Genomic DNA, 24,914 nt, shown 5'->3' with positions numbered 1-24,914 from the left:
ACCTGACCGCGTCGGCGGCCGTCAGGCCCTCGACGAGCGTCATCCGACGGGGTGGTCCACCGGGCAGCCGGTGGGCCACCCCGTCGTCGTCGTCGCGGGACCGCGTCCCGGTCGTCGTCCGCTTCGCGACGCTTCAGGCGTGCGCGCGGCGCTCGAGGTCGACCAGCGCGCGCACGAGGACCGGGTCGCCCGCGGCCCAGGCGCCGACCGGGTCGGGGTGCAGGGCCAGGACCTCGTCGGGCGCACCGGCGACGAGGGCCCGCAGCGCCAGCAGCCGGTCGCCGCCCGGCCGTGCCGCGAGCGCGTCGACGGCGGCCCGCTGCCGACGACGACGCAGCCGGGGGAGAACGCGTGCCGCGACGGCCCCGACGAGCGGGACGCCGACCACGGCGGCGCGCAGCACGTCGGCGAGCCGCTCGATGCGGGCCACACCGTCGCCCGAGGCCGTGGCGACGGCGTCCGCCCGCGAGGCCGCGCCCGTCAGCGGCTCGGCCAGCGCGTCGCCGACGAGGGGCGCGCCGTCGACGCGGTCGGCCCCGGCCCGCAGGTCGTCGGCCAGGCCGCCGGCCGCTGCTCGCACGTCCCGCGCGGGCTCGGCGACGGCGTCGACCGCGCCGTGCACCGCCTGCCCCGCCAGCAGCGCGACGACGACCACGGCGAGCGCGAGCCCGTCGCCGACGAGCCGACGCGCCCTGACCGCCGGGGTCGCGCGGGCGTGCGGGCGAGCCGCGGGCGGGGTGACGGCACGGTCGTCGGGGCTCATGGCGGCCACCCTCGCAGGGGCCGTGGCCGACCGCGCCCCGAGGTGCCGCCCGCGGAGAGCGCCGCTGCTCGGGCTCAGCCCTCGCCGGCCTCCGCGCAGGGGATGACGGCGTCGGCCTGGCGTGCCCAGGCGGGCAGGTCCGCGCGGAACGCGGCCGCGACGGCCGGGTCCGTGCTCACGGCCCAGCGCACCACTCCACCGACCTCGGGCTCCTGCTTGTCCCAGTCGAACCAGTTGACGAGGCGCAGCGACGGCACCGCTGCCGGCAGCGCGGGGCCGAGCACCTGCCGCCACCACGCCCGGCGGATGGCCAGGCCGGTCGCGGCGTCGGCGCCCTCGCTCACCAGCGCGGCGGTCTCCACGAGCGCCAGCGGCTTGCCGTGGCCGGTGCCGTACGTCCCGGCGAAGTCGGGCAGGGCGCTGTCGTCGCCCCCCAGCCCGGCGTAGGTGCCGGTGAGCTGGGCGACGAGCTTGCCGTCCTCGGGCAGCTCGTCCTCACCCCAGGGGTACGCCGAGCCCCAGTGGTAGAGGGACATGCCCACCCAGTCGACCGCGTCGTCGCCGGGCCAGTAGGGGGCGTAGGGGTCGTCGGCGCCGGTGACGGCGCCGTCGCCGTCCGTGTCGAGCGCCGCCGCGTCGGCGCTGCCCGGGACCGCGGCGTGCGCGCCGCCGGTGAACGGGTAGCCGCCGCCGTAGTTGGGCGCCCACAGCATCTGCGCGCCCGGCACCTGCGCGTGCACGGCCTCGGCGACCGCGCGGAAGGTGGCCGTGTAGGCGATCGGCTGCTGGCCCCAGGCGTACCAGGAGCCGTTCATCTCGTGCGCCAGGCGCACGAGCACGGGCACCCCGCCGCTGGTGACGTCCTCGAGCAGGGCGACGAGGTCCGCCACGACGTCCGGCGTCACGGCCGCCAGCCCGTCCGTCGGCTCCAGGGTGAGCACGAGGACGCCGCCCTGCGTGCGCACCTGCTCCGCGGCCTGGTGGACCGCCTCCACCGACGCCTGGGGCACCGGCAGCGCGGTGAACGAGACCGCCGCCGCCGGGACCACGCCGGTCGCCGACGCGAAGTCCGCCAGCGTGCCGGCGCCCCAGTCGGGGTTCACGCCGAGCGCGACGCCGTCGGCCGGGAGCGCGGCGTCGGGCGCCTGCACCGTGCACGTCGTGCCCGCGGCGTCGGCGCCACCCGTCGTCGAGCCCACCGACGAGCCGGTCGACGAGCCGGCCGACGAGCCCGTCGTCGAGCCCGCCGTCGCCGCGTCGGCGCACCCGCCGAGCAGCGCCAGGACCGTGCCCGCCGCCACGGCCGTCACCACGGTCGCGGCCGCCGACCTGCCCCCGCGCACCCGTGCGCCACCCTGCGTCGTCCCCATCGTCCACCCCTCCACGTCGTCGGGAGGCCCATCGCCGCGACCCGGGCGGGAGTGAGCGGTCCGGCCCCGCGTGCCCCGAACGGCGCAGGGCCCCCGGGGAGCAGGGCGTCCGGAAACGGACACCGTGCCCGGGCAGCGGGACGGACCGGGGGCGAGGGGGCATGATCGGTGCACAGCACGCGGGAGGAGTCAGGGGATGAGCACCGTGCGCAGCGTGACCGGCGCGCCCTCGGCCGGTCCGTCGGGCGCCGCCGACGGTGGCGGCGTGGTGTCCGGAGCGGTCGGCGGGGCGGTCGGCGGGACGGTCGGTGCCCCGGGCGGCGCCGGCGGGCGGTCGTCGGGGACGGCCTCCGTCACCGAGCAGCAGCAGGCCGAGCACCTGGTCCGGCTCGTGCAGGCGGCGCTGGAGGACCTGCGCAGCCGTAGCGGGCTGGAGAGCTGGGCGCTGGCCCGGCGCGACGGCGAGGACTACGTGGTCCTCGGGGCCGTCGGCGAGGCGATCGGGCGCCCGGGTGACGCGCGGGTCGTCGCCTGGGACGACACCTTCTGCGCGCAGCGCGAGGACCACGGCGCGCCGGCGGTGGCGGCGGACGCCCGGGCGGTCCCGCAGTACCGGCGCCTCGTCGAGCAGCACTCGCCGCGGGTGCGGGCGGTCGTGACCGTGCCGGTGCTCGCCCCCGACGGGGAGTGGCTGGGGCACCTCTGCGGGCTCGGCACGGAGGTCGACCCCGGCGTGGAGCGCCAGCTCGCGGCCGTGGAGCTGCAGGCCGCGCTGCTCGGCTCCCTGCTCGCCTGCGAGGTGCACCTCATCCGCGAGCGCCGTCGCGCCGAGCACGCCGAGCTGGCGGCGCACACGGACCCTCTCACGGGGCTCGGGAACCGTCGGGCGTGGGACGCGGGGCTCGCGGCGGAGGAGGCGCGCGCGGCGCTCGTCGCCTCGTCGGTGGGCGTGCTCGTCGCGGACGTCGACGGGCTGAAGGCGGTCAACGACGAGGCGGGGCACGCCGCGGGGGACGACGTCCTGGCCGCCGCCGCGGAGGCGCTGCGGACCGTCGTCCGGCCCGAGGACCTCGTCGCCCGGCTCGGTGGCGACGAGCTCGGCGTGCTGGTGCCCGACGCGGACGAGCGCACGATGGCGGACCTGCTCGGCGCGGCACGGGCGGCGTGGGCCTCGCGAGGGGTCGAGGTGTCCGCGGGCTGGGCGCTGCGGCACGCGGCCACCGGGCTGCGGGACGCCTGGCGGCGTGCCGACACGGCGATGTACCTCGACAAGGGACGCCGCCGGCTGGAGCGGGCGGACGACAGGGTCGCCGCCGGGGGTGCGCTCCCCACCGTGCCGCCCGACGGGCTCCCGCTCGTCGGCGCCGGCGCGCCGGCCCGGGACGTGGACGCGCTGCTCGAGCTCGTGTCCGCGCAGCTCGGCCTCGAGGTCGCCTACGTCAACGAGCGGCGCGGGAACCGGTGGCGGATCCGGAACGCGCACGCAGAGCCGGACGCCGGCCTCGTGCCCGGCGCCGAGTCGGAGGTGACCGACTCCTTCTGCGAGCTCATGGTGCAGGGGCGGCTGCCGGTCGCGGTACCGGACGTCGCGCAGGTGCCGGAGCTGCTCGCGCTGCCCACGACGGCGGCGCTGGGCATCGGCGCGTGGGTCGGCACGCCGCTGCACCGCAGCGACGGCCGGCTCTACGGCACGCTCTGCGCCTACTCGCGCTCCGCGGAGCCCGGGCTCGGCGAGCGCGACGCCGGAGTCCTGCGCGTCGTCGGCGGCCTGGTGATGAACATCCTCGAGCGGCACGACGCCGAGGACACCGCGCGGCACGCGCTGCTCGAGCGGCTCGACGGGCTGCAGTCCCGCGGAGGGCCCTCGATGGTGTTCCAGCCCGTCGTCGCCCTGGCGGACGGCACCGTCGTCGGGCACGAGGCGCTCAGCCGGTTCCCCAGCGGGGACCCGGGGGAGTGGTTCGCCTCCGCCCGGTGCGCCGGGGTGGAGGAGGAGCTCGAGCTGAGCGCCGTGCGGTCGGCGCTGGCCCGGCACGCGGACCTGCCCGGGTTCCTCGCGGTCAACGTCTCAGCCCGCACGGCGTGCCTGCCGGCGATGGCGCGTGCGCTGGACGCCGTGGACCCGGCGCGGGTGGTGCTGGAGCTGACCGAGCACACCCCGGTGGACGACTACGACGCCCTGCGCGCGGCCGTCCGACCCCTGCGGGACCGCGGCGTGCGGCTGGCCGTCGACGACGTCGGCGCCGGCTTCGCGAGCATGCGGCACGTCCTGGAGCTGGTCCCCGACGTGCTCAAGCTCGACATCAGCCTCGTGCGGAACATCGCCACCGACCCGGCGCGGCAGGCGCTCGCGGCGAGCATGCTCGCCTTCGCGGGGTCGACGGGTGCCGTCGTCGTCGCGGAGGGCATCGAGACCGCCGACGAGCTCGAGCACCTGCGCGCGATGGGCGTGCAGCTCGGTCAGGGGTACCACCTCGGGCGGCCGGCGCCCCTGCCCGAGCCCGCGCGGGTGGCCGGCTAGGCGCGCGCGGACGGCTGCGTGGGCCTCCGGGCGACCTCGACCCCGGCGGCCACGGCGTCCGCGTCGATCGCCTCGAGCTCGTCGTCGTCGAAGTGCAGGTTGCCCAGCGCGCCGAGGTTCTGCTCGAGCTGGGCGACGCTGCTGGCGCCGATGAGCACGGACGTCACGCGCGGGTCGCGCAGCGCCCAGGCCAGCGCGGTCTGCGCCGGGGTCTGCCCCCGCCCGGCGGCGACGGCGGCGAGCCGCCGGACGAAGCCGAGCGTCTGGGGTGTGAGCTGCCGCTCGGTGAGGAACCGGCCCTGCGTGGCCCGGGACCCCTCGGGGACGCCGTCGAGGTACTTGCCGGTGAGGACGCCCTGCGCCAGCGGCGAGAAGACGATGCAGCCGGCGCCGACCTCGTCGAGCACGTCGAGCAGGCCGTCGTTCTCGATCCAGCGGTTGAGCATGGAGTACGAGGGCTGGTGGAGCAGCAGCGGCGTGCCCAGCCCGGCCAGGATCGCCGCCGCGCGCCGGGTCTCCTCGGGGCCGTAGTTGGAGATCCCCGCGTACAGGGCCTTGCCCTGCTGCACGGCGGTGTGGAGGGCGCCCATCGTCTCCTCGAGGGGCGTCGTCGGGTCCGGGCGGTGGGAGTAGAAGACGTCCACGTAGTCCAGGCCCATCCGCGCCAGCGACTGGTCCAGGCTGGCCAGCAGGTACTTGCGGGACCCGCCCTGCCCGTACGGCCCCGGCCACATGTCGTAGCCGGCCTTCGTCGAGATGACGAGCTCGTCCCGGTACGGGGCCAGGTCCTCGAGGAGGTGCCGGCCGAAGTTGCTCTCCGCCGAGCCGGGGGGCGGGCCGTAGTTGTTGGCCAGGTCGACGTGCGTCACCCCGAGGTCGAACGCCCGGCGCAGCACCGCGCGCTGGGTCTCGAACGCCTTGTCGTCGCCGAAGTTGTGCCACAGCCCCAGCGAGACCGCGGGCAGGTCCAGCCCGCTGCGGCCGCAGCGCCGGGAGGTCATGGAGTCGTAGCGGTCCTCGGCGGCGAGGTACATGCGGGTCCTTCCGGCAGGGGTGGCGGCGCCGAGCATCCTGGGGGCGCGGCCGGGCGCGTGTCCAGCGCCGTGCTGCTCGGTGGGCGACGCGTCAGGGCACGACGAGGCGCCGGACGCCGGCGGGCAGGTCGACCTCGACGACGTCGCCCGGCGCGAGCTGCCGCCCCCGCCGGACCTCGACCTCTCCGTTGACGCGGACGGCGTCGTCGGCGAGCAGGGCGCGGACGTCCCCGCCGGTCTCGACCACGTCCTCGCGCTTGAGGAGCTGCCCGAGGCGGATCGGGTCACGGATCGGGTCCCGGTGCCCGGGGTCGGGGGAGGGGAGGTGTCGGTCGGCGGGAGGTGTGGTCGGCACGGGACGAGTGTGCCGTCCCCCGCCGGGCGGCGAGTAGGTTCACCCGTCGAGGAGGTGGAGACGTGCCCGACGAGGAGCGCGGGGCCGCGCTGCGACGACGGCTGCTCGACGCGGCGCTGCGGCTGGTCGAGGAGGCCGGCGGGCTGGCCGTCACCGCCGACACGCTCGCGCTCGACGCGGTGGTCCGCGAGGCCGGCGTCGCGCGCACGTCCGTGTACCGGGAGTGGTCCGGCCGGGAGGCGTTCTACGTCGACCTGCTGCGGGAGCTGGCCGGGCCGGGGTGGCAGGGCCCCTCGCCCTACGACGAGGACGCCGTGCTCCTGGCGCGGCGCGTCGTGGCAGGGCGCCTGCGGGACCTGGGGACCGCGGAGGGGCGGTCCGCGGTGCTCGAGGAGCTCGTGCGCCGGGCCGCCCTCGTCGACTACCAGGGGCTCGTGCGGTCCGTGCAGTGGCGCTCGTGGGTGGCCGTCGTCGCCGCGGTGCAGCACCTGCCCCGGGCGGCCGACCGGGTGCGCGTCGAGCGCGTGCTGCGGGCCTCGGAGGCGGCGCTGGTCGAGCACATGGCCGCGATGTGGGCGGGCCTCGGGGTCGTGCTCGGCCGCCGGCTGCGCCCGCACGTGCGCGGGTGGGCGACGGTCGCCACGGCCGCTGCCTCCGTGGTCGAGGGGTTCGGCGTCCGGCGTCTGCTGTCGCCGGACTCCTCGGACCGGGTGGTCGTCGTCGACGGGCCCGACGGGCCGCAGGAGTGGCACCTCGTCGCGCTGACCATGCTGTCCGTCGTCGAGGGGCTGACCGAGCCGGTGCCGGACTACGACCCGGACGTCGCGCTGGCGGACTACCTCGTCCACCTCGCCGAGCGGGAGGCCGTGCGGTGACGGACGCGGGGCCGACGGCGGGGCTGACCGTGGGACCGGTGACGGAGAGGGCCGCGGGGGCGGGCTCGGGCGTGCCCGGCCCCGCCCCCGCGGCCGGGTCCCCGCCGCCCCCTGCGCGGGAGGACCTGGCGGGACCCTACCGAGAACCGGCGCCGGATGCGACAACGGGCCCCGACGTGGGACAGGCCGTACCACCGGACCCCGAGAGGGCGGACGACGTCGACCTGCCGGTGCGGCGGCGCATGCTCGACGCCGCCACGCGCATGGTCGTCGAGGCCGGCGGGCTCGCGGTCGTGCCCGGCCTGCCGCCGCTGGACCACGTCGTCCGGGCCGCGGGCGTGGCGCGGACCACCGCCTACCGCGCGTGGCCGACGAAGGAGGCGTTCGCGCTCGACCTGCTGTGCGAGCTCGCGGGGCCGGCGTGGCAGGGGGCCGCGTCCTTCTTCGACGACGTCGGCGCGGCCACGCGGGCGCGGCTCGCCTCGGCCGCACCCGTGCGGCGGGACGTGGACGGGCGCCGCGCCCTGCTGCACGCCGTCCTGCGGGACGCGACGAGACGGACGTACGAGGACCTCACGGCGGCCGCGCAGTGGGACACCTTCGTCGCCCTGACCGCCACGGGCACCGGACTGCGCGACGCCGCCGCGCGGGCTCGTGTGCAGACGGCGCTCGAGGCGGCCGAGGACGCCTTCATCGGGCGCACCGCGCAGTTCTACGAGCTGCTGCTCGGGACCGCGGGCTTCCGGCTCCGCGCGCACGTCCCCTCCTGCCGCACCCTGGCGACGGCGGGTGCGGCCGTGGTCGAGGGGTTCGCGCTGCGGCGGTCCGTCAGCGCCGAGCTGGACGTCGTGACGACGCTGCCGGGGCCGGACGGCGACGAGGAGTGGCACGTCGTGGCGCTGGCCGTGGTGGCCCTCGTCGAGCGCTTCACCGAGCCGGACCCCGACTGGGAGCCGCGCGACGGCGCCTGACGACCCGGCACGCGGCAGGGTCGGCGCGGCGCGCCCCGCCCGCAGGCGAGGAGTCCGCCGCGCCGGGTCACGCGGAGGACTCGATCCACGGTGCGTACGCACGGGCATCTCTCCGACGGGAGAAACAAGGTCCGCTCCAGCGGCTCGGGAGTGCGGCGCGGGCCCCTCGTCGCGCCGGGGTCCCCCGGGAGGGAGGGCGTGGTGCGAGGGGGTCGTCGCAGGGGCCGTGCGGCGCGCGTGCCGGTGGCCCTCCTCGCGGCCGCCGTGGGGACGTCTGCGCACGTCAGGCGGACACGGGTGTCCGGCAACGGATGACACCGTCGCAGAACCGTTTCGGTAGGCGCGCGAGCCGCGGTGTGAGGCAGGTCTCATGCGACGACATGGACCTCGGCCCCGGCAGGGGTTGGACAGGGTGCCCCTGGGGAGGGCACCATCTCTCCGGACGGTGCGCATCGCCTGCCCCCTGCGCGGTGCGCACCGTCTCTCATCTCCGGCCCGTCCCGCTGCCCCGCGGGCGGGCCGTCGTCGTGCGGGGCGGACTCGCGCTCGGGGGCCGGTCGCGCGGACGGGCTCGTGCCCGGGCACCACGGCGTGCTTCCCCGGCGCGGGCCACGTCCGCCCGTAGCGTGCAGCCATGATCGTCCCCGCCCGCACCCCGCGCCCGGGTCCGCAGGACGGCGGGCCGTCCGGCGGGGCCCGTCCGGCCGCCGACGGCACCCTCCCCCACCCCGCTGCCGACGAGGCCGCACCGTCGTCGGACAGCGCCGTCGGCACGGACGCCGCCGCCGCGTCGACGACCACGTCCACGGACCGGGCGGGTGACGCGGTCGTCGCGCTCGTGGCGCCGCCCTCCGACGCGGAGCTCGTCGAGGGCGCGGTCGCCACGTGGCGCGCCGGGCTCGTCGAGCTCGCCGGCGGGTCGACGCTGGCCGATGTCGACCTCCTCGGCGACGCGGCGCTCGACCTGTCCTCCGCCCACCCGTCGGGCATGGCGCAGCTGTTCGCGGGCCGGCCGACCCGGCTGTCGAGCCTCGTCCGCGAGGGCGGTGCGGCCGCGACGGCCCGGCGACGGGCGCGCGCGGTCAGCACGCGTGCGGCCGCGTTCGCGCAGCGGTGGGGCATCGCGCCGACCTACCTGGCGATCGGCGTGGCGACCTGGACCGACGACGGCGCGACGGGCGCTCCCGGTGACGACCTCGACGTCCTGGCGTCCGCGGTCGGGGACGGGGCCGCGGCCGCCCCGGCGGACGCGAGCGGGGCGGACGCCGCGCCCCTGCCGGGCGCAGAGGGGACGGGGGCGCCGGCTGCGGCGACCCCGGCGCCGCGGACCGTGCGCGCCCCCGTGCTGCTCCGACCGGTGACGCTGCGCCCCCGGGGCACGGCGGAGAGCGACCACGAGCTCGAGCTCGAGCCCGCCGTCGAGCTCAACCCGGTGCTCGCCCGGGCGCTGCGCTCGCGCGGTGCGCTGCTGGACCCCGCCGCGCTGGCGCGCGGCACCTTCGACGGCGGCCGGTTCGACGCCGGGCCCGCGCTCGCCCGCGTCGAGGCGCTGGGGGCGGCCGTGCTCCCGGGCTTCGCGCTGGCCGAGCGCGTGGTCGTCGGGGCCTTCGTGCACCCGGGCCAGGTGCTCGTCGACGACCTCGACGCGCTGACCGACCTCGTCCCCGGGCACGAGGTGCTCGCCGCCCTCGCCGGTGTGGAGGACGCCGCCGCCGCGGTCCGCCGGCCGCTGCCGGAGCCCGTGCGGGGTGACCGCGACCCGGGGGCGGAGCGCGGCGTCGGCGACCTCGACCCGGCGCAGCAGCACGTGCTCGACGTCGTGGCGACGGGCGCCCACCTCTTCGTCGACGCCCCCGCCGGCGCCGACACCACGGGCACGGTCGCCGCGCTCGTCACGGACGCCGCCGCCTCCGGCCGCACCGTGCTCTACGTGCCCGGGCACCGGCGGGCCGCGGCGGCGCTGGCCGCGCGGCTCGACGCGCTGGGTGTCGGCGACCTGCTGCTCGACGTCGCGCCGGACGCCGGCTGGCGCGCCACCGCCTCCCGCCGCCTGCTCGGCGCCCTCACGCTCGAGGAGCCCGTCGTCGACGAGGCCGGGCTCGCCTCCCTGCGCACGGAGCTCGTCGCGCACCGCGAGCGGCTGCGGGCCGGGGTCGTCGGGTTGCACGCGGTCCGGGAGCCGTGGGGCGTGTCGGCCTACGACGCGCTGCAGGAGCTCGCGCGCCTCACGGCCGCCCGGCCGGCCCCCCGGACGCGCGTCCGGCTGCCGCGCGCGGTCGCCGCGGCGCTCGGTGCCGAGCGCCGGGCCGCCCTGGGTGCCGACCTGGCCCGGGCCGCCGCTCTGGACGCCTTCACGCCGCGCGCCGCGGCGAGCCCCTGGTACGGCGCCGACCTGCGGACCGACGACGAGGCCGACGTCGCCCGGCACCGCCTGGACCGGCTGCTGGACACCGGGCTGCCCGCGCTGCGCGGGCACGTCGCGGCCGTGGCGGCCGAGACGGGGCTCGCGCCCGCGACGACGCTGGCCGGCTGGGCCGAGCAGCTCGCGCTGCTCGAGGACATCCGCACCTCGCTCGACACGTTCGTGCCGCTCGTGTTCGAGCGGACGGCCGCCGACCTCGTCGCCGCCACCGCCGACCGCGCGTGGCGCGAGAGCCACGGCGTGACGCTCGGCTTCTGGACCCGCCGCCGGCTGCGCCGCCAGGCGCGCGACATGGTGCGGCTCGGCCGGCCGGTCGCGGACCTGCACGCCGCGCTCGTGCGCGTGCAGGAGCAGCGCGACGCGTGGCAGGCGCGCTGCCCGTCCGGCGGGTGGCCGCGGCTGCCCGAGGCCCTGCAGCAGGTCGTCGAGGAGCACGCCGGCGTCCGCGCGGACGTCCAGGCGCTCGCGCACGTGCTGGCCGGCACGCCCGAGGGCGGTGACCTGGCGCGCACGCCGCTGCCCGACCTCGTCGCGCGCCTGGAGCGGCTGCGGGCCGGTGCGGCCGGGCTCGTCGGGCTGCCGGAGCGCACGGTCGTGCTGCACCGCCTGCGGGCCGCGGGGCTCGGCGACCTCGTCGCCGACCTCACCGACCGCCGGGTGGGGGCGGGGCTGGCCGCGGCGGAGCTCGACCTCGCGTGGTGGTCCACCGTCTTCGAGGGCGTGCTCGGCGACGACCCTGCGCTCGCCGGGCAGGACGGGGTCGCGCTCGGGGCGCTCGCGGCGCGGTACGCGGCGCTGGACCGCTCGCACGTGGCGTCGCTGTCCGGGCCCGTGCTCGGCGCGGTCGTCCGCGGGGTGCGCGCGGCCGTGGCCGCGCACCCCCAGCAGGTCGAGAGCCTCTTCGCCGAGCTGGTGGAGGAGCGGCTGCACTCCCTGCGCGAGACGGTGGCGGCGCACCCCGACGTGGCGCCGCGGCTGCGGCCGGTCGTGGCGGCGAGTCCCATGCTCGTGCCGCAGGTGCTGCCCGCGGCGCGGTGCGTCGACCTCGTCGTGCTCGACGCCGCCGCGGACCTGCACGTCGAGGTGACGCTGTCGGCGCTGGCGCGGGGGCGGCAGGTCGTCGTCGTCGGGGACGCGCGGTGCGCGCCGGGGTCCGCGGTGGCGGAGCTGGCGGAGGTCCTGCCGTCCGTGTCCATCCCCGCCGACGCCTCGCGGCGCGACCCCTACCTCACCGACTTCCTGGCCCGGCACGGGTACGGCGGCGTCCTGCGCGCGACACCCTTGCCGACGACGGAGCCGCTCGTGCACCACGAGGTCGTCGACGGCACCGGCATGCCGTCGGAGGCCACGGGCACGGTGGAGTCGACGCGCGAGGAGGTCGAGCGGGTCGTCGACCTCGTCATCTCGCACGCGCTGACGCGGCCGGCGGAGTCCCTCGCGGTGGTCACGGTGTCCCCGGTGCACGCGGAGCGCGTGGCCGAGGCGGTGCTGTCCGAGGTGCGCGACAACCCCGCGCTGGGCGCGTTCTTCGACGCGGCCCGGCCCGAGCCGTTCCTCGTCACGGACGTCACGAACGTCGCCGGGCTGCGGCGCGAGGCCGTCGTGCTGTCGCTGGGCCTGGGCCGCACCCCGCACCGCCGGGTCCTGCACCGCTTCGGCCCCGTCAGCGCGCCGGGGGGCGAGCGGCTGCTGCTCGACACCCTCGCCGCCACCCGCCGCCGGCTGACGGTGGTCAGCTGCTTCGGCGCCGACGACCTCGACCCGCACCGGACCCGCGGCCCCGGGGCGCACCTCCTGCGCGACCTGCTCGCGTTCGCCCGCGACCGTGCGGGCGGCAGCACCCGGACGTGGGAGCCGCTGCCCGACGTCGCCGACGCGACCGCCCCGGCGGGGTCCGCCATCGCGGCGGCCGCGGCGGTCGTGGGGTCCGTCAGCCGCGCCGCGTCCGACGAGGCCGTCGCCGACGCCTCCGCGCCCCGGGGCGAGCACGCGGCGGCGTCAGGCGGGTCCCGGGCCCGGGCGGGCGGCGACGACGCGACGGCTGGCCCTGCCGGTGCTGCCCCGCGCGAGGACGTCCCCGGCGTGCCGGACCGCCTGGTCCTCGACCTGGCGGACCGGCTCTGGCGGCACGGGCTCACGGTGGTCGTCGACCACGGGATCCCCGGGGGCACGCGCATCCCGCTGGCGGTGGGGCACCCGGACGTGCCGGACCGCCTGCTGGTCGCCGTGCTCACCGACGACGCCGCCTACGTCGCCGAGCCGAGCGTGCGCGTCCGCGACCGGCAGGTGCCCGAGCGGCTCGAGCGGCTCGGCTGGTCCGTCGTGCGGGTGTGGTCGGCGGCGGCGTTCCTCGACCCCGCGGCCGAGGTGGACCGCATCCGCCGCGCCGTGCACGCGCTGGTCCCCGCGCCGACGGCGCAACGCGCGGCGCAGACCGGCACCGTGGCCGTCGTGCCCGTCCCGGTCGACGACGAGCCCGACGAGGTGCTGGACCCGCTGGCGCCCCCGACGGCACCGACGGACGTCGATGGGGAGGGCGTCGAGCCGGAGGGCGCCGAGCCCGAGCACGTCGAGCCGGAGGGCGTCGAGCCCGAGGGTGTCGAGCCCGGCTCGTCGAGCGCCGGGTCGGCGACGGTGGGGTCGGAGGACGCGCACCGGACGACCGCCGAGGCGGACGCGACGACCACTGGCGAGGCCCCCGCGACCACGGCCGCGGCCGCGGCGGTCGTCGACGCGGCTCCGGCGACCCGGGAGGCGGCGGCGGCGACCGCGGCCGCGGCGCCGGCGGGTGACGGGCCGGCGGGTGGCGGGCCGGGCGCTGAGCCGGCGTCGGCCCGACGTCCCGCCGCGGCGCGGCTGGTGCTCGTCGAGCAGCCGACGCTGGCCGTCCCGGTCCTGCCCCGACCGGACGTCCGTCCCGGCCTGCCCATCAGCGCCTACTCGGACGACCAGCTCGACGACCTGCTCGCCTGGCTGCGGTCCGACGGGCTCGACCGCTCGCGGGAGGAGCTCGCCGACGCGCTGCGGGCCGAGCTCGGCGTCACCCGCCGCAGCTTCCGCATCGACCAGGCCGTGCGCGCCGCGATCGTGCGGGCGCTGTCCTGACCGGGCAGGGTCCGGCGTCCGATCACGGCCCGTCGCGCCCCACGCGGCGCGGGTCGCGCCGGGCCGTGCGCCCGGCCGGCACGGTCGGCGACGACGAGTCCGTGCTCCGCGCGAGCCTCCCTGCACCTGCACCTGCACCTGCACCTGCACCGGACCCCGACGAGGGGCACCGGCCCCCGCGGGACGCCCTCACGCCGCCGAGGTCGTCGTCCGGGCTGCCGCACAGCCCGGACGACTCGGACGTCGGCTGGGGCGCGCCGGACACGGCCGACGACGAGCGCATCACGCGGGAGCGGCCGCCCCACTGGTGACGTCGGCCGACGACGAGGCACGACGAGGCACGCGAGGTACGGGCCGGCACGGCGCGGTCCACCCCCTCGCGGCACGGCCGTCGAAGGTCGAGGCGTCCGTCAGGCCTGCGGCGGGGTGGCTCGCGGCGTCGGCGGGGCCGCCGGGCCGCCGGCGACCGTCCCCGGGGCCGCCGCGGTGTCGTTGCGCAGGGCCGGGGTGGCCTGCGCGGCGAGCAGGTCACGGATCTCCTGGAGCAGCAAGACGTCCTCCGCCGGGGCCTTCGGCTCGTCGGCCTGACCGCTCTTGCGGCGGGCGGCGAGCGCGTTGAGCGGCAGCACGATGAGGAAGTACACGGCGGCGGCCGTCAGGAGGAAGCTGATGAGGGCGTTGACGATGGCGCCCGCGTCGATCGGGTCCGCGTCGTCCGACCAGCTGTAGGGCCCGATCTTCCAGCCGGTGGCCAGGCTCGGGGTGCCGAAGACCCAGCCGATCAGCGGGCTGACGAACGCGGTCGTCAGCACGGTGACGATCGCGGTGAACGCGCTGCCGATGACGACGCCGACCGCGAGCTCGATCGCGTTGCCGCGCGCGATGAACTCGCGGAAGCCCTGCAGCACCTTGCCGACGGCGCCGAGCGACTCGCGCGCCGCCTCGTAGCCGCGGGTGGCGGGAGCGGTCATGGGGTGTCCTCCTGTGCTCGAATGGCGGGTCGGCCGCGACCGGGGGCAGGACGCACGCCGGCCCCCCGGTGGGCGTCCGCACCCGGACGGGTGACGACGGCGGCGATCATGGCACGACGAGCACCGTCAGGCCGCCGGTCGCGGCGGCGGCGACGAGCACCTCGGCCTCCGCCGGTGCCACCGCGAGCAGCACGGACCCGCCCACGACGGCGCTGCCGCCGCCCCCGCCGGCATCGGGACCGGCGAGCCCGGCGACCAGGCCGCCTCCCGAGCCCGCGGCGCCCGCGGTGCCGCCCCCCGACCCGGCGGGAGGCGGCAGCACGAACGCCGCCGTGGCCAGGCGGGCGCCGGCCGGGCCGGAGGAGGTGGCGTCACGCGGGCCGGGACCCGTCCCACCCGGGGTGACGACGTCCGCCGGGTCCGGCAGCGCTGCCGCCGCATCGGCCTCAGCCTCCGCCTCAGCCTCCGCCTCAGCCTCCGTGTCGGCCGCGACCGCGGGGCCGGACGTGCCGCCGTCCTCGACCGTCGCGGACGGGACCGAGCTGCCCGCCGTGCCGACGGCGTCGGTCGTCGGCGCGGCCGGAGCGAGCACGTCGACCCTCATGCCCGGCACCAGGTAGGCCGCCATGGCGGCGTCGGCGACGGGGACGGCCGCCACGACGGTGCCCGGCGGGGCGGCGGCCCCGTCGAGCAGCAGGTCCGGCACGAGGGGCAGGCCGACGGGCACCGCCACCGCGCCGATCCGGCCGACGACGTCATCGGGACGTGCCCAGGCGCCCGACGGTGCGGTGCCCCGGGGCAGTGCGGCGACCCGGACGTCCGCGGCGGCGACCACCGCGCCGCGCGGCAGCGCGCGGGCCGCCACGACGACCGGCACCGTCGGCGGGTCCGCGGGGCGCACCGCGGCGAGCGCGGACGCCACCGCGACGCCCGCGAGCAGAGCAGCGGCCGGCACCCGCGCCCGCCACAGCAGCACACGGACCCGGCTGCGGGTGCTCGCGCGGTGCGGCGGCACGACGGGCAGCCGCACCGGCGCCGACCGCGGGCGCCGCCTCCCGTGGCCGCGGTCGCTGGTCGGCCCGTCGCCACCGGTCTGCTGGTCCCTGGTCCGCTGCACGCGGCGGACGCTAGGGCGGCGGACCGACGGGTCCCGGCGCTGCCCGCACGTCTCGTGCGGTGAGCACTCGTGGCGAGGGCTGGGGACGGCTCGACGCGCCCGTGCGTGAGCCGCCCGTCGGCAGGACGCAGCCGGCGGACCCGGCGGCCCGACGGGTCAGGCGGGCTTCTTCGCGGCGCCCGACGAGGACGACGCGCCGCCGGAGGACCCCGACCCGCCCCCGGACGAGGAGCCGGACGAGGACGACGCGCTCGTCGAGCCGGAGGATCCCGAGCCCGACGCGCCGGACCCCGAGGACCCCGCGCCCGACGACGACCCGGACGAGTCGGACCCGGACCCGGACGACCCGTTGCCGGAGGAGCCCCCGGAGGAGCCGCCGGACGACGAGCCCGTGCCCTTCGAGGCGCCGGACCGCGCGTCGTTGCGGTAGAAGCCCGACCCCTTGAAGACGACGCCGACGGCGGAGAACACCTTGCGCAGGCGGCCCGCGCACGTAGGGCACTCCGTCAGCGACTCGTCGGTGAAGGCCTGCTGGATCTCGAACGCATGACCGCACTCCGTGCAGCGGTAGGCGTAGGTGGGCACTGTGTCTCCTGCGGGGTCGTCGGGCCTGGGGCGTGCGCGCCCCGGTCGCACCGGCCGGCGGGGCGCCCGCCGGGCCGCGCCCGTTGGCACTCGCACGGTCCGAGTGCCAATGCTAACGCCCGCCGGTGCCCTCACCCTCCCCGTCGCCGTTCCCGTCGACCTCGCCGTCGACCGTCGCGCCCTCCTGCCCGAGCGGGCGCCACCCCGACGGCGTCGCCACCGCGTCGACCCCGCGGTCGTGCGGCTGCACCGGCACCGGGTGGACGGTGGCGTCGTAGACCTCCTCGTCGTGCACGAGCGCGATGACCGGGACGCCCGGCCGGGCGTCGGCCAGCACGCGGTCGTACCACCCGCCGCCCTGCCCGAGCCGCGACCCGCGCGAGTCCACGGCCAGCGCGGGGGCGAGCACGACGTCGGCGTCGGCGAGGGCGGCCGGTCCCAGCGAGGGCCCCGACGGTTCGGGCGGACGTCCCGGCGCGCGTTCGCGCAGGTCCTCCGCGCCCTGGTACTCGGCCCAGTCGCGGCGCAGGTTCGTCCCCAGCACCGGCAGGAGCACGCGCACGCCGCGGGCCGCGAGGGCCTCGAGCAGGGGGACGGTGTCCGGCTCGCCCGGGCGCGCGGCGTAGCAGGCCACGCAGCGGGCGTCGGCGACCGCCGGGATCCCCCTGACCACCGCGGCCAGGGCCCGCGCCGCCTCCTGCCGCGCCCGCGGCGACCGCTGCCGGCGCGTCTCCCGGACCGCCTCGCGCCACCGGTCCTTGACGTCCTCGATCTCGTCCCCGTCGAGGACGACCGGGTGCGGCTGGGCCCCTCTGCTCATGGCCCCAGTCTCGCAGGGCGGTCGAGAACCGGCGCGGGACGCTCGGCCCCGCGCACCCGCCGCCCGCCCCGCGCGCGGCGTCCGGGCGGGTGCGGCCGCCGTCGGCGATGATGCTCCGCATGCGATCGGTGCAGGACCACCTCACGACGGTCCTCGCGGCCGTCGGACCCGTCGCGCCCCTCGACGTGGTGCTCGCCGACGCGTCGGGCTGCATCCTCGCCGCCGACCTCGTCGCGGCCGTCGACGTCCCGCCCCTGGCCGCCGCGGGCCGGGACGGGTACGCGGTCGCGGCGCACGACACCGGGGCGGCGACGCTGCCCGTGGCCCACGACGCCCGTCCCGGCTCCGCGCCCTCGCGCCTGGCGCCCGGCCAGGCGGTGCGCGTGGCGAGCGGTGCGCCGCTGCCCGTCGGCGCCGACACGGTCGTCCCCGTCGAGGAGACCGACCGGGGCGCCGCGCGGGTGGCCCTGCAGGGCCCGTCCGACGTCGGGCGGCACGTGCGGCCCGCGGGCGCGGACGTGCGCGCGGGGGAGGTCGTGCTGCCCGCCGGCACGCGGCTCGGCGCGCGGGCGATCGCGCTGGCGGCGGCGGCCGGGCTGGGGCGCGTGCGCGTGCACCCCACGCCCCGGGTGGTGCTGCTGTCCGTGGGCGACGAGCTCGTCGAGCCGGTCCTCGGCCCGCATGCCCCCGCCGGCGCCGTCTTCGAGGCCGACGGCCACGGCCTGCAGGCGGCGGTCCGGGACGCGGGGGCGGCGGCGGTCCGCGTGGGCGTCGTCCCCGACGACCGCGCCCGGCTGCGCGAGGCCCTCGAGGACCAGCTCGTGCGCGCCGACGTCGTCATCACCACCGGCGGCCTGTCGGAGCTGGCCGAGGACACCGTCAAGGACGTGCTGGGCGGGTACGGCACCGTGCGCCTGGACCAGGTCGCCATGACGCCCGGCGGCCGGCACGGCTTCGGGACGCTGGGCGCCGACGTGGGCCGTGGCGACCCCGTGCCGGTGTTCGCGCTGCCGGGGCACCCCGTCGCGGCGCAGGTCGCCTTCGAGGTGTTCGTGCGGCCCGCCCTGCTGGCGGCGGGCGGGCACACGGAGCTGTTCCGCCCGTCCGTCGCGGCGCGGGCCACGGCGGCGTGGCCGTCCCCGGCCGGGCTGCGCCAGTTCGTGCCCGCCACGCTGCTCGGCACGCCCGACGAGGGCTACGTCGTCACGCCGATCGGCGACCCCGGCCGCCCGTCGACCACGGCCCTGGCGCAGGCCAACGCGCTCGCGGTCGTCAACGAGCTCGACACCGACGTGCGCGTGGGCCAGGTCGTCCACTGCCTCGTGCTGGAGGGCTGATGGCGACCGGGTGGCCGGCGGTCCTCGTCGAGGGCGGGGTGCGGCTGCGCCCGCTGCGGTGGCGGGACCAGCACGCGTGGATGGCGCTGCGCGCGCGCAACGCCGACTGGCTGCTGCGGTGGGACGCGACGAGCCCCGTGCTCGTCCAGGGACCGCGGCCGACGTTCGGGCAGTTCGTGCGGTCGCTGTCCGCGCAGGCCCGCGCCGGGACGACGCTGCCGTTCGCGGTCGACCTCGACGGCGAGCTCGTCGGGCAGCTGACGGTCTCCTCCATCCAGTACGGGTCGCTGCGCTCGGGGTCCATCGGCTACTGGGTCTCCGAGCACGTGGCCGGGCGCGGCACGATCCCCACCGCGGTCGCCATGGTCACCGACCACTGCTTCGACGTCCTGGGCCTGCACCGCGTCGAGATCAACATCCGCCCGGAGAACGGCCCGTCCCTGCGCGTCGTGGAGAAGCTCGGCTTCCGCGACGAGGGCCTGCGCGAGCGCTACCTGCACATCCAGGGCGCGTGGTGCGACCACCGGACCTTCGCCCTCACCGTAGAGGACGTGCCCGGCGGGCTGCTCGAGCGGTGGCGGCGGGTGCGGGCGGCCGGGGCCTGACGGCCTTGCGTCGCGCGGGTCGTCGGGCTGGTCGTCGGGCGGTTCGTCGGGCTGGTCGTGGCGCGGGCGGACCGACACGCCGCCCTCGTCCCCGACCGGCGCGTGCCGCGCCCCTACCGTCGGTGCGTGGGTGGGATCGCGGGCCTGGCGACGCTCGGCGTCGTCGGCCTGTGGCTGGCCTACGCGGTGCCGCACGTGCTGCGGCACCGTCAGCAGCTCCTGGAGGCGCGGTCCGACGACCGCTTCTCCGACGGCCTCCGGGTCGTCGCGGTCTCGGCCCGCCGTCGGCGGCTCGCACCGCGGCGCGGCGGTCGGCGGGCCCCCGAGCTGCCGGCGGTGCGGCGGGGCGCCCGGGGCACCGGACGTCCGCACGCGGGGCTCCTGACGCCCGCGCGCGGGACCGCCCCCGGCGCGGGGTCGGGGCCGACGGTCCCGGTGCTGCTCGGGCACGGCGCGGCGCCGCTCCTCCTGACGCCCGCCACCTCGGCGCCGACGAGCAGACCGACAGGCAGCCCGACGAGCACCTCGGCGAGCACTCCGACGAGCACGTCGACCAGCACATCGACCAGCACATCGACCAGCACATCGACCAGCAGGGCCACCGGCCCGACAGGAGCGACGAGCGTGGACCGTCCCTACGCCACCGCCGACCGCGCGACCGCGCTCGCCGCGCGTCGCACCGCCCAGACCCGGGCCGCGCACGCCGCCGCCCGCGCCCGCCGTGCCGCCGCCGCCCGTCGGCGCGGCGTTCTCGCGGGTGCGCTGCTGCTGCTCACCGTCGTGGGCACGCTGGTCGCCGCGCTCTCCGCGGTGGTCCCGTGGCCGGCCGGCGCGGTGCCGGGCGCCCTGCTGGGCGGGGTCCTCGTGCTCGGCCGGCGGGCCGTCGTGGCGGGCCGTGCCGCCGAGGCGGCGTGGCAGCTGCGCCTCGCGGGTGCGGCCGCGGAGCCGCTCGGAGCGCCCGGCGACGAGGGCGTCCCCGCGCGTCGGGACGGCCGCGGGGCGACGGTCGTCGGGCGGGCCGTCCACCCCTCGCAGGCGGACACCGAGGTCTTCGCACCGGTGCGCGGGGAGGGGCAGCGTGCGGAGGGGCGGCCCGCGGAGGGCGTGGAGCGTCCCCGCCGGACCGGCAGCACCGCCGTGCGGAGCGGGGACGAGCTGGGGACGGCCGCGGCCTCGTCGACGGGCGCCCGGTCGGTCCCCGACGGGGAGGACGTCACCTCCGCCGCGGTTGGTCCCGTCGCGGGCGGGGAGTCCGTCGTCGGCGGGCGCCTCGTCGACCCCGGAGCCGCTCCCGCGTCCGCCGGGGGCGCGGACGCGTGGCAGCCGGTCCCCGTCCCGCGACCGACCTACACGCAGAAGGCCGCCGCCCCGCGTCGCGAACCCAAGCCCCTGACGGACGCCGTGCCGGCCGTCGCCGCGACGTCCGGTGCGTCGGCGGACGCGTCCGGCGCGGGCGCTGGTGCGGTCGTCGAGGCGGAGCCGGCGGCGCGCACCACCGGGGGCATCGACCTGGACGCCGTCCTGGCGCGTCGCCGGGCGTCGGGGCTCTGACGGCTGCCCGCCCGGTGTGCGTCCGGCCCCTCGTCGGGTGCTATGGTTTTCCTCGCTCGCGGGGCTGTGGCGCAGTTGGTAGCGCGTCTCGTTCGCAATGAGAAGGTCAGGGGTTCGAATCCCCTCAGCTCCACCCGTAGCACCGGAGGCCGGGCCCGTCAGGGTCCGGCCTCCGGTCGTCCCGGGCTGATGTCGTGCCGCACGTGTCGGTGCGCGGTGTGAGGATGTGCCCGCACCACGAGGGACGACGAGAGGGACGGGCGATGGCGGTCAGGCTGGGGTTCAAGGCGTCGGCGGAGCAGTTCGGCGCCCGGGAGCTCGTCGAGCTCGGCGTGGAGGCCGAGCGGCACGGCATGGAGTCCGTCGTCGTGTCCGACCACTTCCAGCCCTGGCGGCACACCGGCGGGCACGCGCCGTTCTCGCTCGCGTGGCTGGCGGCGGTGGGCGAGCGGACGTCGACGATCCAGCTCGGCACCTCGGTCATGACGCCGCACTACCGCTACAACCCGGCGGTGATCGCGCAGGCGTTCGGCACGCTCGGGGTGCTCTACCCGGGCCGCGTCATGCTGGGCGTGGGCACGGGGGAGGCGCTCAACGAGATCGCAACCGGGTACCAGGGCGCGGGCGAGCAGACGTGGCCGGAGTTCAAGGAGCGGTTCGCGCGGCTGCGGGAGGCCGTGGCGCTCATGCGCGCGCTGTGGGCCGGGGAGCGGGTGTCGTTCGAGGGCGAGTACTACTCGACGCACGACGCCTCGGTGTACGACAAGCCCGAGGGCGGCATCCCCGTCTACATCGCGGCGGGCGGCCCGGTCGTCGCCAAGTACGTCGGCCGTGCCGGGGACGGGTTCATCTGCACGTCGGGCAAGGGCATGGAGCTCTACACCGAGAAGCTGCTGCCGGCCCTGGCCGAGGGCGCCGAGGCGGCCGGCCGGGACGTGGCGGGCATCGACCGCACCATCGAGATCAAGCTGTCCTACGACCGGGACCCCGAGCTCGCCCGCGAGAACACGCGGTTCTGGGCGCCGCTGTCCCTGTCCCCGGAGCAGAAGCACTCGCTGACCGACCCGGTGGCCATGGAGCAGGCCGCCGACGCCCTGCCGCTGGAGGAGGTGACGAAGCGCTGGATCGTCTCCAGCGACCCGGACGAGACGGTGGAGCTGGTCAAGCCCTACGTCGACGCGGGCTTCACGCACCTCGTCTTCCACGCGCCCGGGGACGACCAGCGCCGGTTCCTGACGGCGTTCGAGGAGGACCTGGCCCCGCGCCTGCGCGCGCTCGGCTAGGGGGTCCGGGAGCGGGCGCGCCCGACGAGGGCGCGCCCGCCGAGGCCTGCGAGGACCACGGCCAGGGCGACGAGGAGCGCGTATGCGGGCAGGGTCGCGACGAGCACCAGGCACCCGACGAGGCCGACGGCGGCCAGCGGTCGCGGGAAGCGCCGGTGCGCGCGGTCCTGCGTCAGCGCGGCCGCGTTGGCGACCGCGTAGTACAGCAGCACGCCCGCCGAGGAGGCGCCCAGCGCCCCGCGCAGGTCCGTGACGAGCACGAGGACGACCACGAGGCCGCCGAGCACGAGCTGCGCCCGCACGGGCACCTGCGACCGCGGGTGCACGGCGGCCAGCGTCCGCGGCAGGTCGGCGCCGCGCGCCATCGCCAGCGTCGTGCGGCCGATCCCCGTCATGAGCGCCAGCAGCGCGCCGAGCGCGCCGGCCGCAGCGCCGATGCGCACGAGCACGGGCAGGCCCGCCGACCCCTCCGCGGCGACCGTCAGCAGCGGTGCGGGCGCGCCGGCGAGCCCGTCGACGCCGAGCGCGTGCAGCAGGGCCAGGGCGACGACGGCGTACACCGCGAGGACCAGCGCCAGCGCCGTGACCACGGCCCGCGGGATGGTGCGTTCCGGGTCGCGGACCTCCTCGCCCATCGTCGCCAGCCGGGCGAAGCCGGCGAACGCGAAGAACAGCAGGCCGGCGCCCTGGAGGACGCCGAGCGCGCCGGACCCGGTGACGTCGAGGACAGGCCCGTGCGCGGCCGGCCCGGCGAGGGCGGTGACGACGACGGCCACCAGCGCCAGCAGGACGAGGGTCACGAGCAGGCGGCTCGCGCGGGCCGTCCGCGTGATGCCGGCGCAGGTGAGGCCGGTGAGGGCGGCGACGAGCAGGGCGGCGACCGGCCGCTGCGCCGGCGCGGGCACGAGGTAGGCCGCCACGGTCAGCGCCATCGCCGCGCACGACGCCGTCTTGCCGACGACGAAGGACCACCCCGCGACGAAGCCGGCGGTCGGGCCGAGCCGCTCGCGACCGTACACGTACGTCCCGCCGGAGGTGGGGTACTGCGCGGCGAGCTGCGCCGACGAGGTCGCGTTGGCGGTCGCGACGAGCCCTGCCACGGCCAGCGCGACCAGCAGCCCGCCGCCGGCCGCGGCGGTCGCGGGGCCGAAGGCGCCGAAGACCCCGGCCCCCAGCATGGACGCCAGGCCGAGGACGACAGCGTCCCCGGTCCCCAGTCGCCGGGCGAGCGTGGTGGGCGTCGCGGGTGGTCGGCCGTGGTGCGGGACGGGCGGCCGGCGGTCCTCGTCGGGCGTCATGCCGCAGAGCCTGCCCGACCGGCGCCGGGGAGGGCGGCCGGGAGCACGGCGACGCCGGTCACGCCCGGCGCGCGCAGAGCCTCGAGGGCCCCGGACGTGCGAGGACCCCGGGCGGCGGGTGCCGCGGCCGGGGTCCTCGGGGTGCCGGACAGGGGTCCGGCGGGTGGTGGCGGGTCAGCGCGTGGCGCCGCGCCCGCGCAGGCTCGAGAAGATGAGCACGCCGATCGCGGCGAGCGCGACCTGCACGATGAGCTCGATCCAGTCGAAGCCGTTGGTGTCGCTCATCGGGCCGACGATCGCGGTGCCGATGAGGGCGGCCACGATGCCGATGACGATCGTCCAGAGGATCGAGATGTTCTGACGACCGCGGATGACGAGCCGGCCGAGGGCGCCGATGATGGCGCCGACGATGATGGCACTGATGATGCCGCTGACGGTCATGGTGGTGCTCCTCCGGTGCGGGGTCCGACTGCCTGTCCGCCGAACCCGGGTGGGTCCTGCTGGAATCGGACATTACGGCCAGCCGCGCCGGTCCGCGCGTCGAGCGGGCGGCCTGCCCCCGCACGGGGGAAGGTGACGTCGTGACGGGGACGGCGGCTGGCGCGGCGAGCGCGGCGGGTGGAGGCGGCGCCGGGGCACCGGGGGTGCTGCCGGTGCCGGCGATGGTGCGCCCCCTGGCGGGCGCCGGTTTCGCGCTCTCGTCGGCGACGCGGGTGGTCGTCGCGGACGACCCCGGCACGGTGGCCGTGGGGACGCTGTGGGCCGGTGCGCTGGTCGCCGCGGGCGGCAGGGACGTGGGGCTGGACGTGGCAGGTCACGGCCCCGGCAGCCGGGTCCCGGCGGCCGGTGCGGTGGTGCTCGAGCTCGTGGACGACCTGCCCGCCGACGGGTCCTACCGGCTGGTGACGGACGCCCGGCGGGTGCGCGTGGCGGCGGCGTCGCGGGACGGCCTTGTGCACGCCCTCGCGACGGTGCGGCAGCTGCTGCGGCGCGGGCCGGCGGGGACGGCGGTGGTGCCGGCCGTCGAGGTCGAGGACCGGCCGGTGCTCGGGTGGCGGGCGCTGGCCCTCGACGTGCGCGCCGGCGTGCCGGACCTCGCGACGATGCAGCACCTCGTCGAGCTGCTGGCGCTGCACAAGCTCGACGTCCTCCACCTGCGACTGGCGGTGTGGCCGAGGGGCCCGGCGGCGGGGGAGTGGGCGACGCTCGTCGCATTGGCCGACGCCCGCGGCATCAGCGTGCTGCCGGAGGTGGACGGGCCCGACGACGGCGCCGCGTCCGGCCGTCCCGCCGCGCCCGCCGGCACCGACGCGCCCGGGGACGACGCCCGGCACGGAGGACCCGCCGGGCCCGAGGCCCTCGCCGCCGCGGGCGGCTGGGGGCACGCGGGCGAGAGCGGGCCGGGTCTGGCGCCGCGCCTGCACCGGCTGGCCGCCGCAGGGGTGGAGCCGGTGGTGCGGGCCGTGCCCGGTGTCGTGCCCGGGCCGCTGCCGCCGGGTGCTCTCGTCGAGGTGCCGGTCGGCCCGGGGTTCTCGGCGGCCGTCGACCTGGCGGCGGTGCCGGCCGACGCCGCCGGGGTCCTCCTGCGGGTGCCGCTGGACCGCGCCCGTTGGGAGGACCTCCTGGCGTTCGACCCGCTCGCGGCGGCGGGGGCGGCGGCGGACCGGGTCGTCGGCGTCGTCGGCGCGCTGCCCGGGCCCGCCCCGCGCGACCTGCACGGGCTGACGGCTGCCCTGCTGCCGGCCCTGCCGGTGCTCGCGGCCCTGGCCTGGGACCCGGCCGTCGTGCGCGACCCCGAGGGCGTGCGGCGCCGGCTCGCCGCGCAGCCCCCGCTGTGGCGGCGGCTGGGCCTGCCCGTGGCGGCGCTGGTCGGCCGCGCCGAGCCGGGGCGGCCCGCGCGCTGACGTCAGCTCGCTCCGGGCCGCGTCAGG

Annotated in this window: 19 protein-coding genes and 1 tRNA gene; 10 read left to right on the top strand and 10 right to left on the bottom strand. The window is 78.5% G+C overall.

All coding sequences use genetic code 11. From position 1 onward, the window contains the following. Window positions 1-133: 133 nt before the first annotated feature. Together BM048_RS06170 and BM048_RS06165 are read right to left on the bottom strand one after the other, a co-directional pair. The gene (locus tag BM048_RS06170) at window positions 134-763 is read right to left on the bottom strand and encodes a hypothetical protein (protein ID WP_139224331.1); all 630 of its coding nucleotides are present in this window, start codon (window positions 761-763) and stop codon (window positions 134-136) included. Window positions 764-837: 74 nt separating this feature from the next. Beyond that, complete coding sequence (locus tag BM048_RS06165; protein WP_239078806.1) at window positions 838-2,133, bottom strand: glycosyl hydrolase; 1,296 nt, start codon at window positions 2,131-2,133, stop codon at window positions 838-840. 196 nt (window positions 2,134-2,329) lie between these two features. Here BM048_RS06165 and BM048_RS06160 point away from each other — a divergent pair, with 196 nt between their 5' ends. Continuing rightward, window positions 2,330-4,654 (top strand): sensor domain-containing protein, encoded by a 2,325-nt coding sequence (locus BM048_RS06160; protein ID WP_090031555.1) that lies wholly within the window; start codon window positions 2,330-2,332, stop codon window positions 4,652-4,654. On the opposite strand, the gene mgrA is transcribed toward BM048_RS06160, so the two are convergent. Beyond that, window positions 4,651-5,688 (bottom strand): L-glyceraldehyde 3-phosphate reductase, encoded by a 1,038-nt coding sequence (gene mgrA / locus BM048_RS06155; protein WP_090031553.1) that lies wholly within the window; start codon window positions 5,686-5,688, stop codon window positions 4,651-4,653. The two genes, BM048_RS06160 and mgrA, sit on opposite strands and share 4 nt — an antisense overlap. A 91-nt stretch (window positions 5,689-5,779) precedes the next feature. After that, on the bottom strand, window positions 5,780-6,043 hold the full coding sequence (locus BM048_RS06150) for an RNA-binding S4 domain-containing protein (RefSeq protein ID WP_308439509.1): 264 nt from the start codon (window positions 6,041-6,043) through the stop codon (window positions 5,780-5,782). A gap of 62 nt (window positions 6,044-6,105) precedes the next feature. Here BM048_RS06150 and BM048_RS06145 point away from each other — a divergent pair, with 62 nt between their 5' ends. The 3 genes from BM048_RS06145 (at window position 6,106) to BM048_RS18110 (ending at window position 13,416) form a co-directional block, all read left to right on the top strand. Continuing rightward, a complete protein-coding gene (locus tag BM048_RS06145) occupies window positions 6,106-6,918 on the top strand; it encodes a TetR/AcrR family transcriptional regulator (protein ID WP_090031552.1) in 813 nt (270 codons plus the stop codon). 176 nt (window positions 6,919-7,094) lie between these two features. After that, on the top strand, window positions 7,095-7,889 hold the full coding sequence (locus tag BM048_RS06140) for a hypothetical protein (RefSeq protein ID WP_090031550.1): 795 nt from the start codon (window positions 7,095-7,097) through the stop codon (window positions 7,887-7,889). 634 nt (window positions 7,890-8,523) lie between these two features. Then, window positions 8,524-13,416 carry an ATP-binding protein gene (locus BM048_RS18110; RefSeq protein ID WP_090031548.1) on the top strand — a complete coding sequence of 1,631 codons (4,893 nt, stop codon included), beginning with the start codon at window positions 8,524-8,526 and terminating at the stop codon, window positions 13,414-13,416. A gap of 410 nt (window positions 13,417-13,826) precedes the next feature. Here BM048_RS18110 and mscL read toward each other — a convergent pair whose 3' ends face one another. From mscL to BM048_RS06110, 4 genes are all read right to left on the bottom strand, one after another. Continuing rightward, window positions 13,827-14,387 carry a large conductance mechanosensitive channel protein MscL gene (gene mscL, locus BM048_RS06125; protein WP_090031544.1) on the bottom strand — a complete coding sequence of 187 codons (561 nt, stop codon included), beginning with the start codon at window positions 14,385-14,387 and terminating at the stop codon, window positions 13,827-13,829. 106 nt (window positions 14,388-14,493) lie between these two features. Then, entirely contained in the window at window positions 14,494-15,504 is a 1,011-nt protein-coding gene (locus BM048_RS18425) for an SAF domain-containing protein (protein WP_239078805.1), read from the bottom strand. 156 nt (window positions 15,505-15,660) lie between these two features. Next, window positions 15,661-16,089 carry an FmdB family zinc ribbon protein gene (locus tag BM048_RS06115; protein WP_090031542.1) on the bottom strand — a complete coding sequence of 143 codons (429 nt, stop codon included), beginning with the start codon at window positions 16,087-16,089 and terminating at the stop codon, window positions 15,661-15,663. Window positions 16,090-16,201: 112 nt separating this feature from the next. Next, a complete protein-coding gene (locus BM048_RS06110) occupies window positions 16,202-16,909 on the bottom strand; it encodes a 5-formyltetrahydrofolate cyclo-ligase (protein WP_090031541.1) in 708 nt (235 codons plus the stop codon). Between the two features lie 119 nt (window positions 16,910-17,028). Between BM048_RS06110 and BM048_RS06105 the strand changes: the two genes are divergently transcribed. From BM048_RS06105 to fgd, 5 genes are all read left to right on the top strand, one after another. Further along, window positions 17,029-18,246, top strand: coding sequence for a molybdopterin molybdotransferase MoeA (locus BM048_RS06105; RefSeq protein WP_090031689.1), 1,218 nt, complete (start codon window positions 17,029-17,031; stop codon window positions 18,244-18,246). Beyond that, entirely contained in the window at window positions 18,246-18,851 is a 606-nt protein-coding gene (locus BM048_RS06100) for a GNAT family N-acetyltransferase (RefSeq protein WP_090031539.1), read from the top strand. Before BM048_RS06105 ends, BM048_RS06100 begins: the two co-directional genes overlap by 1 nt. Before the next feature lie 126 nt (window positions 18,852-18,977). Continuing rightward, complete coding sequence (locus BM048_RS06095; RefSeq protein ID WP_139224328.1) at window positions 18,978-20,402, top strand: hypothetical protein; 1,425 nt, start codon at window positions 18,978-18,980, stop codon at window positions 20,400-20,402. A gap of 60 nt (window positions 20,403-20,462) precedes the next feature. Next, a tRNA-Ala gene (locus tag BM048_RS06090) sits at window positions 20,463-20,535 on the top strand. A gap of 130 nt (window positions 20,536-20,665) precedes the next feature. After that, on the top strand, window positions 20,666-21,685 hold the full coding sequence (fgd, locus tag BM048_RS06085; protein ID WP_090031536.1) for a glucose-6-phosphate dehydrogenase (coenzyme-F420): 1,020 nt from the start codon (window positions 20,666-20,668) through the stop codon (window positions 21,683-21,685). Here the strand turns inward: fgd and BM048_RS06080 are convergent. Continuing rightward, complete coding sequence (locus BM048_RS06080) at window positions 21,682-22,983, bottom strand: APC family permease (RefSeq protein WP_090031535.1); 1,302 nt, start codon at window positions 22,981-22,983, stop codon at window positions 21,682-21,684. The two genes, fgd and BM048_RS06080, sit on opposite strands and share 4 nt — an antisense overlap. Before the next feature lie 174 nt (window positions 22,984-23,157). Then, window positions 23,158-23,424, bottom strand: a complete 267-nt coding sequence (locus tag BM048_RS06075) for a GlsB/YeaQ/YmgE family stress response membrane protein (RefSeq protein ID WP_090031533.1) — start codon at window positions 23,422-23,424, stop codon at window positions 23,158-23,160. A 140-nt stretch (window positions 23,425-23,564) separates the two neighbouring features. Here BM048_RS06075 and BM048_RS06070 point away from each other — a divergent pair, with 140 nt between their 5' ends. Then, a complete protein-coding gene (locus BM048_RS06070) occupies window positions 23,565-24,887 on the top strand; it encodes a glycoside hydrolase family 20 zincin-like fold domain-containing protein (RefSeq protein ID WP_139224327.1) in 1,323 nt (440 codons plus the stop codon). Window positions 24,888-24,914: the final 27 nt, after the last annotated feature.

Source organism: Cellulomonas marina (assembly GCF_900111925.1).
GTDB classification, from domain to species: domain Bacteria; phylum Actinomycetota; class Actinomycetes; order Actinomycetales; family Cellulomonadaceae; genus Cellulomonas; species Cellulomonas marina.
The sequence above is the reverse complement of the archived record's forward strand: the minus strand, read 5'-3'. Positions and strand labels throughout refer to the sequence as shown.

What these genes read in the sequence shown, in the direction of transcription:
- BM048_RS06170 (WP_139224331.1), bottom strand. Translation starts at nt 763, where the DNA reads ATGAGCCCCGACGACCGTGCCGTCACCCCGCCCGCGGCTCGCCCGCAC.
- BM048_RS06165 (WP_239078806.1), bottom strand. Translation starts at nt 2,133, where the DNA reads ATGGGGACGACGCAGGGTGGCGCACGGGTGCGCGGGGGCAGGTCGGCG.
- BM048_RS06160 (WP_090031555.1), top strand. Translation starts at nt 2,330, where the DNA reads ATGAGCACCGTGCGCAGCGTGACCGGCGCGCCCTCGGCCGGTCCGTCG.
- mgrA (WP_090031553.1), bottom strand. Translation starts at nt 5,688, where the DNA reads ATGTACCTCGCCGCCGAGGACCGCTACGACTCCATGACCTCCCGGCGC.
- BM048_RS18110 (WP_090031548.1), top strand. Translation starts at nt 8,524, where the DNA reads ATGATCGTCCCCGCCCGCACCCCGCGCCCGGGTCCGCAGGACGGCGGG.
- mscL (WP_090031544.1), bottom strand. Translation starts at nt 14,387, where the DNA reads ATGACCGCTCCCGCCACCCGCGGCTACGAGGCGGCGCGCGAGTCGCTC.
- BM048_RS06110 (WP_090031541.1), bottom strand. Translation starts at nt 16,909, where the DNA reads ATGAGCAGAGGGGCCCAGCCGCACCCGGTCGTCCTCGACGGGGACGAG.
- BM048_RS06105 (WP_090031689.1), top strand. Translation starts at nt 17,029, where the DNA reads ATGCGATCGGTGCAGGACCACCTCACGACGGTCCTCGCGGCCGTCGGA.
- BM048_RS06100 (WP_090031539.1), top strand. Translation starts at nt 18,246, where the DNA reads ATGGCGACCGGGTGGCCGGCGGTCCTCGTCGAGGGCGGGGTGCGGCTG.
- fgd (WP_090031536.1), top strand. Translation starts at nt 20,666, where the DNA reads ATGGCGGTCAGGCTGGGGTTCAAGGCGTCGGCGGAGCAGTTCGGCGCC.
- BM048_RS06080 (WP_090031535.1), bottom strand. Translation starts at nt 22,983, where the DNA reads ATGACGCCCGACGAGGACCGCCGGCCGCCCGTCCCGCACCACGGCCGA.
- BM048_RS06075 (WP_090031533.1), bottom strand. Translation starts at nt 23,424, where the DNA reads ATGACCGTCAGCGGCATCATCAGTGCCATCATCGTCGGCGCCATCATC.